Below are 13,898 nucleotides of genomic sequence, written 5' to 3'. Positions count from 1 at the left end.
AATTCATAAGGCGTCAAGTATACAATCCTAGGCAGATGGGTTATAGGCACGTATGCCAACAAGCCGCGTTAGGTAAGGAGAACAGTATGATTGTGGTAACAGGCGGTGCCGGTTTTATCGGGGCCAACATAGTGAAAGCACTGAATGCCCGTGGCCGAAACGATGTAATGGTGGTCGATGATCTGCGCGATGGCACCAAATTCGTCAACCTGGCCGACTGCACGCTGGCGGATTATCTGGATAAAGATGATTTCCTTGCCAGGATAAAAGCTGCCTTGAAAGGGGAAAGCGTCGACTTGCCTACCATTGACGCCATTTTCCACGAAGGCGCCTGCTCAGATACCACCGAGTGGGATGGCCATTACATGATGGAAAATAACTTCGAGTACTCCAAAGTGCTGCTTAACTACTGCGAGCAGCAGGGTATCCCCTTCTTGTACGCGTCATCGGCGGCGACCTATGGCGGCAGCGAGGTTTTCAAAGAGGTACCGGAATGCGAAAAGCCACTCAACGTTTACGGCTATTCCAAACTGCTGTTCGATCAGCACGTGCGTGCGCGGTGGAGCGAGTTGACCACACAAGTGGTGGGCTTTCGTTACTTCAATGTCTACGGCCCCCGGGAACAGCACAAAGGCAAAATGGCCAGCGTGGCGTACCACAATCATCTGCAAATCCGTAACGGCGAAACCCTGAAGCTGTTCGGCGCCTATGGCGGGTATGAGGCGGGTATGCAGAGCCGCGACTTCGTTTATGTCGGTGATGTGGTCGATGTGAATCTCTGGTTTCTGGATCATCCTGACCAGTCGGGCATCTTCAATCTTGGTACTGGTCGTGCAGAGCCTTTCAAAGCGATTGGTGAAGCCGTTATCGACTTTTATGGCAAAGGCGAGATCGATTACATTGCCTTCCCTGAAGAGTTGAAAGGGCGCTATCAGAGCTATACCCGGGCGGACATTAACCAGCTACGCGCCAGTGGCTGCGATGTGGAGTTTAAAACCGTTGCTCAAGGGGTTAAGGCCTACTTGGGGTGGCTAAATGGCTAACTCAGCTCAGCGCTTGCTGGTAATTGGCCCTTCGTGGGTCGGTGATATGGTCATGGCACAAAGCCTGTTTATGACTTTAAAAGCCCGCCAGCCAGGCGCGACGATAGGGGTGGTCGCGCCCGCGTGGTCGCAGCCTATTTTAGAACGCATGCCCGAGGTGGATGAGGTGTTGCCGCTGGCGGTTGGTCATGGCGAATTTGGTTTGGCCAGCCGCCGCGAACTCGCCAGCCGCCTAAGGGGGCGATTCGATCGCGCGATTGTATTGCCGCGTTCTTGGAAGGCCGCGCTGGTGCCCTTTCTTGCCCGCATTCCTGAGCGCGTCGGCTTCGTCGGTGAGCATCGCTATGGGCTTCTCAAAGAGCGTCGTAAGCTTGATAAGCAGGTATTGGATCAAACGGTAAAGCGCTTTGTTTCGCTCGGCCTACCCCTTGAAGAGGCGGCTAGCGGTGATTTTGCTCTGCCCAAGCCACGCCTGCAGATTGACCGCGATAATCTGGTTAATTTACGCCTGACGCATTCGCTTTCATCACGTACTGCGATTGGCATGATGCCGGGCGCTGAATACGGCCCCGCCAAGCAGTGGCCGATCAGTTACTTTCACACGTTAGCAAAACGCTTGGTAAACGAAGGTTTTGAAGTGCGGGTGTTGGGCGGCGACAAGGATCACCCAGCAGGCGAGGAAATAACGCAGGGGCTTGCCCATGCCCATAACCTGTGCGGCAAAACACAATTGGCCGATGCCGTTGATTTGCTGGCGGACTGTCGGCAAGTGGTCACCAATGACTCGGGCTTGATGCATGTGGCCGCAGCGGTAGGCGTTCGCATCCATGCGCTATATGGCTCTTCATCGCCCGCCTACACGCCGCCGTTGACCGATAATGCGGTGATTCACTATCTAGGGCTTTCCTGTTCGCCGTGCTTTCAGCGTACCTGTCCTTTGGGGCATACCAACTGCCTAAATGAGTTAAGTGTCGAGCAGGTATACCAACAGATCCATGCGTCTCATCCTCGGGAAAGCATCATTACTAATGGCTGAGCTCCACTTCATCGGCGAGATCGGCGGGCGTTTCCACGGTTTGCTGTTGCGAAGAGAGCTCGTCGGTTTCACGGCGCTGAGGAGAGATGCCTTCCCAGAGGCGGTGCTGCAGCGCTGTCTCTTCCCTGAGGCGCTCGTTGAGTACTTCGATGCCATGCGCTTCGACCAGCGTTCGTTGATCACTAAACAGCGACGTGCCTAAGCCCGCCCGGCTGCGTTCTAAGCGAAAACCTAGCGCATCCAACAACGTGGGGAAGACGTCCAGCATGGTGGCATCGCGACGAATACGTTGCGGCTGGATATCATCACCTATCATGATGAGGGTGTTGTCGCGATCAAGCGCCGTTAATTGATCCCACACTGACACCCGCATAGTTAGGTGGTCGCTGAGTATTACCACCAGCGTATTGTCGAGTAACCCTTCGCTCTTCAAGCGGCCAATTAAATCTCGGGCAAGCCATGTGGAACACTTGACCGAGTAAAGAATATCCTGCCCGTCAAACTCTCCCTGCTGCTTTACGCAAGATTGGGAAGGGTATCCATTGGGTGCATGGCCTGCCAAATTAAGCGTTACCACCCCCCAGGGGCCGTTATCCTCTTTTTCCAATCGCCGGATTTCGTCAGCGGTAATGTCATAGAGGGTGTCATCGTACAGCCCCCAACTATTGACATACTCTGGATCGCTCAACTGCGGCTCTAACTCTTCACGTCCTTGAACGGTATTGAATTGGTGGCCGCGATAGAACAGTCCTTTACCCGCGAACTGAGTGCTAGCACCGCCTAGATAGCTTAGTTGGTAGCCCTGTTCAGCAAGGATGTCGCCCAAACAATCGACGCCAGGGACAACCTTGGAAAGAGGCTCAAACTGGCTGTCATGAAGGAGCCCTGCAGGCATCAATGGCACGCCGCACTGGCTGGCAATCATGCCCGCCATCGTCCAGCCCGTATTATCCATCTGGCGCACGCCCTCAAAGACGGTGCCCTGTTTCCCCAACTCGTTGAGGCTGGCGTAAGCATCCCCAAATATGTCATTGGAGTAGGTGCGCTCTATGCTTTCCAGATATAGGATGAGTAGGTTAGGTGCGTCCCTTAGATGTTCAGTGGGGGGTGGCTTATAGCGTCGGTCTAGCCAGGCGCCATCATCAGTGACTATCGCCGCGCTGCGCTGGCCTAGGCCATAAAGTAGCGGGTTGCTAGCCAGCAACAAAATAGCGAAAAAGCGCTCGGCTAACCGCCAGCGCTGGTCGTGGCGCGACAGCCACGTCACGGCTGCTAGTACGCCGATCATTATCAGTGTATAGAGCACCGCGGAAATCATTTTGCCTGCGCCACCATGCTCTGCCATGCCTGCCTGGAGGTGAAAAAACACCGCACCCAGATCGACAATGCCAAAGCTATCCGCCAAGTAAACGTAAACACCCCAAAGACTTAACGGTACCAGTGACCAGGGCCACATTTTACGATAACGGGCGTTGGCAGGTCGGCCCCAGCGTAGCTTATGCCCTACACCAATCCATGCCGCGGCTACAAAAAATAGCGTCCACCAGGGCAGGCGGGTCATTACCGTGACGGTATAACCCAGGCAGAGGCCGATTGTAACCAGCGGTAGCCAAGGGGTGCGTTTGAGTGACATTAATGCAGGCATGCGTCTCCAAATAAAAGCTCTTAAAAGCAGTTATTCTATTATTTTAGGATTTATAAGCTCTTTTGGGTAGTCGTTTCTTCACTACTTTTTATTTTTATAAGAGCGAATATAACTGTTTTTTATCAAAAGCTAAATTTTATTAGCTAGGGATCCTAAAATTTTCTCTGAAATTATTATTAATGATATTAGAGAAAATCCATATTTAAAAAAATTATCAATTAAGATAAAGATGGCATGCAAATATGTAATACAGAAGTAATTCGTAGGTTAGGTTAATGTAGATAAAAGCAGGAAGTTTTTCTGACAAAACTCAACGTGTTTATGATTTGGTGTTGTCCGTGCTTTCTGGGCGTATGACTCGTATATTGCGCTGTTCCTTATTCCATTTGCCTTGTGGTTTATCAATATACTGGAAGTGCTCATTGGTAAAATTACCCTGGTTCACTGCATAACGATAGGAAACGGTCGGTACTTGCTCACTATCCAAAAGCATATTAAATACGCCTGGGCCTGTTATGTGAAACACATTTGTCAAAGTATTCTCTTTAATATTCTTTACTATTTGCTCAACTAAATTAGCAATATTGGGGTTGTTAGGAGCACTTGCAATAAAGTAGTTGCTAAATTCACCTTGACGTGTGCTAACATAGAGTTCTTTATTTTCTGAACCAATTACTTGAGAGAGTGGCCAGATTTGGTGTGCATCGATATCCAGGTAAACACCGCCAAACTTATGAAGCACCAATAGTCGCCACAAATCAGCTTGGGCTGCACCAATCTGTAAACGATTATAGTGAGGCAGCACATCAGGGTAATATTTATTAATAAATTCACGTCGCGCTTCAGTACTCATGAAGCGATACTCAAAGTGTGGAGCCATCATACGGTTGAACAGGTAATTGAGATAGATAGGTAGAGTTACTTTATTGGTGAAATTAGTTTGCCAAATAATGCGCGATATACTCTTTGTTTTATTATTTTTAAACAGCGGGTTAGCATGTTCTGGCAGAGTAAAGCGTGTTTTTGGGAAAAGCCAATAAAAAGGATAGTTTAACATTTTTAAAGTGTTTGCGAAAAGTTTTATTAATCGGCTTGTAGCTAAAATTAGTAATTTTTTAAAAAGGTTCTTCATGGTTTTTTACCGGTTTTGGTATGAAGTTGTATTATTTGCTGGTGGTTTTTTTATACAATTCATTAAGCTTTGCATACTTCATATAAGCATGGAAGGCGGTGGTAATTGCTACTAAAAAGCCATCTGCTCCTTGGAAAAGCCCCCCTTTGAAAATCAGCTTTCTTATGAACGCATTAGCGCTGTGAAGTATAGGATTGAAGAAAAATGGCTTCTTTCCACTTTCTTTCATTGCCCAAGCATCCCTAGTTGATAATACATTGATGCGAGAAACCCAATCTGATAAGTCTCTATAGGTTAAGTGTTCTATATGTGTTTTTGTTTGGCAAATGGATGGGGCTTTTACAGACGAGTGTGCTTTTTTATTGAGATAGCCTGAAGTCGTTCTGTTATATAGCCTTACAACACTGTCTGGGTAAAAACCGGCAGCTTTTATCCAGTGCTCACCAACATAATTTTTACGGTGAAAACAGTAAGCTATTTGAGGGTCACCCAGTTCTAATGTTTTGATAATACTTACAGCATCTTCACTTAAACGCTCATCAGCATCTAAAGAAAGAATCCAATCATTTTTTGCATACGGCACGCCAAAAGCTTTCTGTGGCCCATCACCCAGATAGTTTTGGGTGTAGATTTTTGCTCCATAGGCTTCGGCTATTTCAACAGTTTTATCATCGCTACCTGAGTCTACTACAATAAGTTCATCACATACTTTGCTAAGTGAAATTAAACATTCGCTTATGTTATAGGCTTCGTTTAAAGTGATGACAATTCCGGTAATTGGCTTCATTTATATTCCTGCGCTTATTAAAGCTTTCACTATTCCTTGGGCCGCTGCATCAATATCAATCGCGCGCATATCCTGCTGGTCAGCACCCACGGGGGGACTAAACGCGAGACGTTTCTCCGCGCTGTTACAAGTTTCCCAGCGCAGTGGCGTCGCGGAGCGCTTGGCAGGGTAAAAACCGGCTGTCGCAAGATTGAGGCAGCCAGCGATATGTAATGGCCCCGTCGAACCTGCAATCAGCATATCCGCACCTCCTAATTGTAGGGCAAAGGCGTCCAAACCTGTTGTGGCAGGAAAGTGATCTGCCGTTATTCCGTTGTCGGCCAGCTGGTCAATCAATGTTTGAGCCTCTGGCTGTTCGCTCGGTCCGGCGCTTATCAACCAGCGAAGAGGCAGGTTAAGGCACTGCTGATTGATCTGAGTAATGAGGGTCGCATATTGCGAAATTAACAGGTTGACGGCTGAGCCGCCACTGCCTGGGTGAACTACCACCACATACTCTGACGACTCGCGGATAAGCGTTTGTCGTTGAGTATGGTACTGAGCGTCACTCAGCGGCCAAAAAGGCGGCGAGGGCAGGGTTGGAAGCTTCAGCGATAAATGTGCCAGTAACTCGCAGGCCAAATCGATATTGTACTGGTACTCCGGCTTAGCAGATAGTGAGCGACGCTGGCGCACCCGAACATTATAGAATACCTGACCCCACTTAGTGGCGGGGGCTACGCGCAATGGAATGCCCGCTCGAACACCTAACCAGCCAATACGCGGTGTTGAGAAAAGTGTCAATAGCGCATCAAACTTCGCTTGTTTCATGTGGTGAAGTAGTGCCTGCTGCGCTGCTTTATTCGCTTTGCTGCCTGGGTCAACAATAACATCGTCCACCCAAGGACACACCTTGGCCAGCGGAGCCGTATAGGAGGGAACTAAAACGGTAATGTGGAGGGCAGGCGAGGCCTTTTTTAAACACGCTAGGGCTGGCCAAGCCAGCATAAAATCGCCGATTTTGTCGTTACGCACGACAAGCAGTTTCCGCGTCATGATTTAGGCCCCATTAATAGCAGCCTGTATAATACAAGAGATTGCATTGATTGTTTAACGGTGTGCGGCTGAGTAGAGAAAGCTATGAAAAATAAGGTACTGCAACTGTGTCTTTCTGATGGTAAAGGCGGAATGGAACTATATGTAGACCGTGTAATGGAAGACCTGCAGGCAGAGGGGTGGGATGTCATCGGTATCTGTTTGAAAGGCACAAAGGTGGAAGCCTATATGCAGCGCAATGGCGTGCCTTACAAAGCTTTTGCCAGCAATGGTCAGGCTCTGGCCAATATCTTCTCGCTAAGGCGTTGGCTGGTGGAAAAGGAGGTCACCGTTATTCATTGTCATAAATCGAGTGATTTGCGCTTGACTACGCTGTTAAAAGCGCTACTGCCAAAATTAAATATCTTTTATACTGATCATGTGGGCGGGCAGCGACCTAAAAAGAGCCTTTACCACCGAATTGCTTACGGTAGCGTGGCCCGCGTGTTCTCCATTAGTCAGGCAACGCATCAGCGCAATATTTGCAATTTACCTGTCCCGCGTGAGCGGGTGGTCTGCTTACCTCATGGGGTGGATATTGTTAAGTACCGACCCTGTCATGATTTTGCTGCCATTCGTGCCAAGCGAAAGGCCTTGGGCGTACTGACTGATGCAGTGCTGATTGGGCTACCCGGACGTGTTACCCCAGGCAAAGGGCAAGATGTATGGGTGAATGCGCTGCTTAAGCTAGACCCCATGTTAAACTTTTATGCGCTCTCCATAGGAGGTACTGACCATGCCACAGGTGGCGTTGAATCGTTTTATGCTCAGTTAGAGCAAGCCGTTGCGGGCACCTTCTTAGCCGATAAAATCACCTTTTTAGGGCACCGCAACGATCTAACTGAAATCTTGCCGGTCTTGGATATGGTGTGTATTCCGTCGAAAAATGAAGCGTTTGGCCTTACCATTATTGAGTCGATGGCCTGCGGAATGCCAATCATTGGTTCAAATACGGGGTCGCTGCCGGAGTTGGTAGATGCGGATTCAGGCGTGCTAGTGGGGGCATTTGATGTACACGCGTGGCATGATGCCATGGATATCATGATTCGTGATGCTGCCAAACGTCAAGTAATGGGAGATGCTGCTCGACTTCGAGTTGAGCAGCACTTCAGCAACAAGCAGCATGTAAAACGTTTAATTGAGTATTATGCTGCTCCAGCATAGCTTACATTACATATAGGGGGATCTTGATGGCGTAAATCGGGCCGGGAAATGCTCTGACCAAGAAGCCGCTTCCAATTTTTTCTGGACGCGCTTTCAGCTCGGTATCGCACGTTGGTAAGAAGCTAGCTGCTGTTCATTAGTGATTCTGTCAGAATGGCTGCCTTTCACCTTCCCGTCTCCAAACGGAAATATTTATGGTTTCATTGACATTCTCTTCCGCTTCTTCCCCGGTTTCTCTATTACGTATGTACACCTCCTTAGCTGTGCTTCTTTTAGGCGCCATTGCGCTAATTGTACCCTCCGGCTATTCAGTAGGCGCTGTTCTTTTGCTGCTTGGCACTTTTGTGCTCCCGTTCATCCGTACAAGCGTTCGTTTTGGCCGTCAAGATTGGTGGGTTATTGGTGTATTGGCTTTTTACGCACTGGTAGGGTTATTCGAAGCCTGGAGAGATGGGCAGGGACTTCGAGGCGTAGATAAACCCTTGCGGTTTTTATTGGTAATTCCTGTATTAGCGTTGATCTTGGCCCATCCACCGCGGCTGAGCTTCTTATGGGGCGGTTTGGCCCTGGGTGGGATAGCGGTCGGAAGCTGGGGGGCTTGGCAAAAGCTGTTTTCCGGTGTGGATAGGGCTGGCGGATATACCCATGTTATCCAGTTTGGCAACATCAGCATGCTGACAGGCGTTCTTTGTTTGGCGGGGATGGGTTGGGCAGTTAAATGTAACAATCCCAAGCGCTGGGTATTGTTACTTGGATTGGGTGCCATAGGCGGTGTCCTAGGGTCACTATTTTCCGGCAGTCGTGGTGGGTGGGTCGGGTTACCTATTGTGCTGTGGGTGCTATATCGTGGCTATGGTCATGAATTGGCTCCTCGCGCGAAGATAGGCGCTTTAATAGTGATCGTTGTAGGGGGGTTAACTGTTTATTCGGTACCGCCGTTAGGGGTTAAACAGCGCGTTCATCAGGCAGTAGATGATATTCAGCGCTATGTTTCTGGTGAGAGTCGAACCTCGTCTGTTGGCGCTCGTTTTGAGATGTGGAAGGGAGCTTCTCAACTAATTATTGAAAAGCCCATACTTGGCTGGGGTAGCAATGGTTATCAACAAGGGATGCATGCGCTGGGGGAGGCTGGAATAATTGATGCGGGTGTTGCGCACTATGGACATGCCCATAATGATTTCATTGATGCTACGGCTAAACGCGGAATACTGGGACTTATAGCCTTAGTGTTACTTTATTTAGTGCCTATGCAATTATTTATGCGACAGCTGCGCACATCTAATCTTGTGCTTCGTTCATTAGCAGTAGCGGGTGCTTTACTGCCTGTCACTTATATCGATTTCGGTCTCTCTCAAGTATTTCTGGTTCACAACAGTGGGGTCATGATTTACACTTTTTGGCTGGTGGTGCTTTGGGGGAGTTTCCGAGCTTGCCAGCTTAAGCTAGGAAAAGATACCTCATAGCTCAGGACGAAAGTGTGGCCTAGCAAGTCTCTATATTAGCTGCGATATCCATGATAAATAGTTGGCATAAGCGGTGCTTCGGTGAACTTCTTGATGGAGCGCTCCAGCCTGTCCAGGTTACCTGCCTGCCACTTTCCTGCCGCACGCAGGCGGCAGCGATCAAAATCAATCAACCAAGGTGCGCCACTGGGGTCGATCAAAATATTGCGGGCGTTCAGGTCAACATGGTCAAGTCCCGCTTGATGAAAGCGGTAAATCATGGCACCTACACGTTTTAACAACGCTTCATCCGCCAGATCGTTGACGAGTAACTCAGCGAATGCTTTGGCGCCAGCAATGCGCACGGTAATCAACGCGGCTTCATAAGTAAGCCCATAGTGGGTAACGCAGCTCGCTACGGGGCGGGGTACCGGTAGGCCTTGCTCAAAAAGCTTGGCGGTTAAGCGCAGTTCACGAAATGCGCGGGTGCGCTCTGCGCCAGTCCATAAATAGCGTTTTGTACTTAATTTGGCCACCATGCCACCACGGCGATAAGGTCTTAGCGCCCACTGCTCGGCCGGCGTTGCCTGTACAAACAGGCTACTGCCCCGGCCAGGCGCTTCGCCCACAATTAAGCCCTGCTCACGCCAGTATTCGGCAGTGAATAGAGTAGGATCAATTTGGTGTGTGCCCGGCGCGTCACATAAACTGTCTGCATCATGTAAAATGAGCCCATTTTTCTGCCGGAGTGCCGCTAAGCGCATGAAGCCCTCTCTGCCTGTTCAGCCTAACCACATTGCCATTTTGCGCCTCTCCGCCCTCGGCGATGTGTGCAATCTCGTGCCCACGGTGCGGGCGTTGCAGCGCCAGTGGCCCGATGCGCGCATTACCTGGATTATCGGCAAGGGGGAGCACAGTCTACTGGCGGGGCTTTCCGGGGTCGAGTTCGTTGTCTATGACAAGTCGACAGGTATGGCTGGTATGCGGGCGCTTTGGCGGCAACTCGCCGATACGCGCTTCGATGTGCTGCTACATATGCAGCAGGCCATTCGCGCCAGCGTGTTGTCCCTTGGACTTAAAGCCACGGTACGCGTGGGCTATGACAAGGCACGCGCCAAAGATGCTCAGCACTGGTTCACTCAGCATCAGCTTGCGCCGCATCCCAATGCCCATGTGCTTGAGTCATTCATGGATTTCGCGCGGGTGCTCGGGGTTGAGGATAATCGCTTGGAGTGGAACCTGCCGGTCACCGACACGGCACGTAATGAAGCACTGGTCATCAGCGGAGAGGCGCCTTACTTGGTGATCAACCCTTGCAGTAATGTTCGCCTGCGCAATTTTCGCAACTGGTCCGTGGAAGGCTATGCCAGCGTCATCGAACACGCCTGGGTGCAGTACGGACTCAAAAGTGTGTTGACCGGGGGCGGCAGTGCCCTGGAGCGGGAGATCGGTGATCAAATCGAAGCGCTTTGTCAGCCGGGCAGTGTAATTAATGCCATTGGGGGAACCTCCCTAAAAGGGGTGTTGGCGCTGATTGATAACGCCCAAGCGGTGATTGCACCGGATACTGGCCCTATTCATATGGCCAATGCCATGGGCACACCGGCATTGGGGCTCTATGCATCGACCAATCCCCAGCGCGCCGCGCCCTATTTGTGGCGTGAGTTTGCGGTCAACGCCTATCCCGAGGCGGTGCGCACTTATCTGCATAAATCGGTCGAGGATGTGAGTTGGGGGCAGCGGGTACGCCACCCCAGCGCCATGATGCTAATTAAAGCTGACGACGTCATTAATAAGCTGGATACACTGTTGGCGCATGCTGCCTCTAACACCAGCGCAGGGAGCCTGCATGAAAATTGATTTAACCGCCTTGGAACACGCTCGGGTACTGGTCATTGGTGATGTGATGTTGGACCGCTACTGGCACGGCGGCACGTCGCGTATCTCGCCAGAAGCCCCTGTACCCGTGGTGCGAGTGGAAGATGTGGAAGATCGCCCGGGTGGCGCAGCTAACGTGGCATTGAACATCACTTCGCTAGGCGGCCATGCCGTATTGGCAGGCGTGGTTGGCAACGATGAAAACGCACAGCTGCTCGAAGCGAGTTTATCTGCTTCTGATGTAAGCACTCACTTCCAGCGCAGCACAGAAATACCCACTATCACCAAGCTTCGCGTGATGAGTCGCAACCAGCAGCTGCTGCGTCTGGACTTCGAGCAACGCCTCGACAGTGTCGATACCCGTGAACTACTGACCGAGGTAGAAAAGGTGCTGCCTGACTGCGATGTGGTGATCCTTTCCGATTACGGTAAAGGCACGCTGAATCAGGTGGAGAGCCTGATTGCCAAGGCACGTGCCCATGGCAAACGGGTGTTAATCGACCCGAAAGGGCAAGACTTCAGCAAGTACCGCGGGGCGAGCTTAATCACTCCCAATCTGACGGAGTTTGAAGCCGTGGTCGGCGTGTGTGCCACCGATGCGGAGCTATCCATTAGAGGCGAGGCGCTGCGTGCCGAGCTTGAGCTGGAAGCGCTATTGGTTACTCGCAGCGAAAAGGGCATGACCCTGATTCGTGAAGGGCACACGCCGCTGCACTTGCCCACCCGGGCGCAGGAAGTCTTCGATGTGACGGGGGCAGGGGATACGGTGATTGGCCTGATGGGGCTAGCGCTAGCGGCAGGGCATGCCTTCCCTGAAGCGATGATGCTAGCCAATCTGGGTGCCGGGTTGGTGGTGGCCAAGCCGGGCACGGCCACGCTCTCAATTGCCGAACTCTATACCGCATTACACGGTGATAAGCTGGCCGAATTCGGAGTGATTGAGCCTACCGTGCTGGTGGAGGCCGTGCGCGCCGCCCAACTGCGTGGTGAGCAGGTGGTCATGACCAACGGCTGCTTCGATATTCTACACGCGGGCCACGTCGCTTATTTGGAGCAAGCCAAACGGTTAGGTGATCGATTGATTGTCGCAGTAAACGATGATGCCTCCATTGGTCGCCTGAAAGGGCCTAAACGGCCAATCAACCCCCTGAACCGTCGCATGCAGGTATTGGCGGGGCTGGGCGCTGTCGACTGGGTAGTGCCGTTTAGTAACGACACCCCCCAGGCGCTGATTGAAGCGGTATTGCCGGATATTCTGGTTAAAGGTGGCGATTATCGGCCAGAAGATATTGCGGGAGGCGCGGCGGTGGTGGCCAACGGTGGCGAGGTCAGGGTGCTCGGCTTTGAAGACGGTGTTTCGACCTCGGCGATGATTAGCTCCATTATTGATCGCGAGCGCTAATGGCTTTATCTGCCTGGTCCCGCCTTGTCTACTCAGCGATACTCTATGGCTTGGCACCATTGATCGCTTGGCGTATTTGGCGTGAGCAAGTGCCCACTTACTCGCGCCTTCAGCGGCTGGGGTTGCACCTTGGGCCGCTGCCTCACGCGCCACGCATTTGGCTACATTGTGCCTCAGTGGGAGAAGTGCGCGCCGCTCGACCGCTGATCGAGAGGCTATTAGCGAGTTATTCCGCGCATAGCCTGCTGCTCACGACCATGACCGCCACCGGTGCCCAACAGGCCCAAGCGCTGATTAGTGAGCAAACCGCAGCAGATCAGGTGCGCCTCGCCCATCGTTTCCTACCGCTGGACTTTCCTGGCGCCGCGAAGCGCTTTGTACGCCATGTTCAGCCCGAACTCGCCATCCTGTTTGAAACCGAGCTGTGGCCCAACCTGATTCATGCCTGTCGCCAGCAGAGAGTGCCTGTGGCGATAGTGAATGGTCGCTTATCGCCCCGCGCTTTCAAACGCTACCAGCGCCTGCGCCCATTGATGGCCAGTATGCTTGCCGAAGTTAGCTGGCTCGCCGCCAAATCCTCGGCAGATGCCGAACGCTTTAATGCCCTCGGCTGTAACACGAAAACCACCCGCAATGTTGGCTCGCTGAAATTTGAGCTGGCCAGCCAAGACAGTAGCACTAAAGAGGGTGAGCGCTTACACCAGGAGTGGGGTGAGCGACCTACCTGGGTGGCGGGCTCGACTCGTGACGGCGAAGAAGCGCTGCTGCTGGAGGCCCACCGCCAAGTGCTTGCGCGCTACCCCGACGCGCTGTTGGTGCTGGTACCGCGTCACCCCCAGCGCTTTGATGAAGTCGCTAAACTTTGTGAAACGCAAGGGTATGCATTAAGCCGCCGCAGCCAACATCAGCCCGTCACAGCGCAAACCCAAGTCTACCTGGGAGATACGCTCGGTGAGCTGGCGATACTATATGCCGCAGGCAGTGTAGCCTTTGTAGGGGGCAGCCTGGTGCCTCTGGGCGGACATAATGTGCTTGAACCAGCGGCGTTAGGCAGGCCCGTGCTTAGCGGCTCATCAATCGAAAATTTTGCCGATGTGGCTGAGCCGCTTGAGCGCGCCGGTGCCCTAACGCTGGTCGATAGCCCTGTCGCCCTGGCAGATGCCGTGGTGGGCTGTTTTGCCAACCCTAAGCGCGCCCAACAGGCGGGGAGTGCTGGCCGCGCGGTGATTGAGACACAAAAAGGCGCACTGTATCGCACCCTGACAGGCTTGGCGTCGTTACTGACGCCTTAGCTA

General features: G+C 51.9%; 12 protein-coding genes. 7 read left to right on the top strand and 5 right to left on the bottom strand.

Annotated elements, in window-relative coordinates:
* Positions 1-86: 86 nt before the first annotated feature.
* Both rfaD and waaF read left to right on the top strand, forming a co-directional pair.
* Entirely contained in the window at positions 87-1,043 is a 957-nt protein-coding gene (gene rfaD, locus CXF87_RS00700) for an ADP-glyceromanno-heptose 6-epimerase (protein ID WP_101145068.1), read from the top strand.
* A complete protein-coding gene (waaF, locus tag CXF87_RS00695) occupies positions 1,036-2,079 on the top strand; it encodes a lipopolysaccharide heptosyltransferase II (RefSeq protein ID WP_101145067.1) in 1,044 nt (347 codons plus the stop codon). The genes rfaD and waaF overlap by 8 nt, the downstream gene beginning before the upstream one ends.
* Here the strand turns inward: waaF and CXF87_RS00690 are convergent.
* The 4 genes from CXF87_RS00690 to CXF87_RS00675 form a co-directional block, all read right to left on the bottom strand.
* Positions 2,069-3,724, bottom strand: a complete 1,656-nt coding sequence (locus tag CXF87_RS00690) for a sulfatase-like hydrolase/transferase (protein ID WP_101145066.1) — start codon at positions 3,722-3,724, stop codon at positions 2,069-2,071. The two genes, waaF and CXF87_RS00690, sit on opposite strands and share 11 nt — an antisense overlap.
* Positions 3,725-4,043: 319 nt before the next feature.
* Positions 4,044-4,856 (bottom strand): glycosyltransferase family 32 protein, encoded by an 813-nt coding sequence (locus CXF87_RS00685; protein ID WP_101145065.1) that lies wholly within the window; start codon positions 4,854-4,856, stop codon positions 4,044-4,046.
* 31 nt (positions 4,857-4,887) lie between these two features.
* A complete protein-coding gene (locus tag CXF87_RS00680; protein ID WP_101145064.1) occupies positions 4,888-5,643 on the bottom strand; it encodes a glycosyltransferase family 2 protein in 756 nt (251 codons plus the stop codon).
* The gene (locus CXF87_RS00675) at positions 5,644-6,678 is read right to left on the bottom strand and encodes a glycosyltransferase family 9 protein (protein ID WP_101145063.1); all 1,035 of its coding nucleotides are present in this window, start codon (positions 6,676-6,678) and stop codon (positions 5,644-5,646) included.
* A gap of 84 nt (positions 6,679-6,762) precedes the next feature.
* Between CXF87_RS00675 and CXF87_RS00670 the strand changes: the two genes are divergently transcribed.
* Together CXF87_RS00670 and CXF87_RS00665 are read left to right on the top strand one after the other, a co-directional pair.
* Positions 6,763-7,881 carry a glycosyltransferase family 4 protein gene (locus tag CXF87_RS00670; RefSeq protein WP_101145062.1) on the top strand — a complete coding sequence of 373 codons (1,119 nt, stop codon included), beginning with the start codon at positions 6,763-6,765 and terminating at the stop codon, positions 7,879-7,881.
* A gap of 194 nt (positions 7,882-8,075) precedes the next feature.
* A complete protein-coding gene (locus CXF87_RS00665; protein ID WP_101145061.1) occupies positions 8,076-9,344 on the top strand; it encodes an O-antigen ligase family protein in 1,269 nt (422 codons plus the stop codon).
* Between the two features lie 35 nt (positions 9,345-9,379).
* Here the strand turns inward: CXF87_RS00665 and CXF87_RS00660 are convergent, their stop codons facing one another.
* Positions 9,380-10,087: a 3-deoxy-D-manno-octulosonic acid kinase gene (locus CXF87_RS00660; RefSeq protein ID WP_101145060.1), complete on the bottom strand. Its 708-nt coding sequence runs from the start codon at positions 10,085-10,087 to the stop codon at positions 9,380-9,382.
* On the opposite strand from CXF87_RS00660, the gene CXF87_RS00655 reads away from it, so the two are divergent.
* The 3 genes from CXF87_RS00655 to waaA are packed head-to-tail and all read left to right on the top strand — an operon-like array spanning position 10,086 to position 13,895.
* On the top strand, positions 10,086-11,183 hold the full coding sequence (locus CXF87_RS00655) for a glycosyltransferase family 9 protein (protein ID WP_101145059.1): 1,098 nt from the start codon (positions 10,086-10,088) through the stop codon (positions 11,181-11,183). The genes CXF87_RS00660 and CXF87_RS00655 overlap by 2 nt on opposite strands.
* Positions 11,173-12,603 (top strand): bifunctional D-glycero-beta-D-manno-heptose-7-phosphate kinase/D-glycero-beta-D-manno-heptose 1-phosphate adenylyltransferase HldE, encoded by a 1,431-nt coding sequence (gene hldE, locus CXF87_RS00650; RefSeq protein WP_101145058.1) that lies wholly within the window; start codon positions 11,173-11,175, stop codon positions 12,601-12,603. Before CXF87_RS00655 ends, hldE begins: the two co-directional genes overlap by 11 nt.
* Positions 12,603-13,895, top strand: a complete 1,293-nt coding sequence (gene waaA, locus CXF87_RS00645) for a lipid IV(A) 3-deoxy-D-manno-octulosonic acid transferase (protein WP_101145057.1) — start codon at positions 12,603-12,605, stop codon at positions 13,893-13,895. The genes hldE and waaA overlap by 1 nt, the downstream gene beginning before the upstream one ends.
* Positions 13,896-13,898 lie beyond the last annotated feature (3 nt).

This window comes from Halomonas sp. MES3-P3E, from assembly GCF_002836035.1.
Classification (GTDB): Bacteria; Pseudomonadota; Gammaproteobacteria; order Pseudomonadales; family Halomonadaceae; genus Vreelandella; species Vreelandella arctica.
This window is presented reverse-complemented; position numbering and strand designations above follow the sequence as displayed.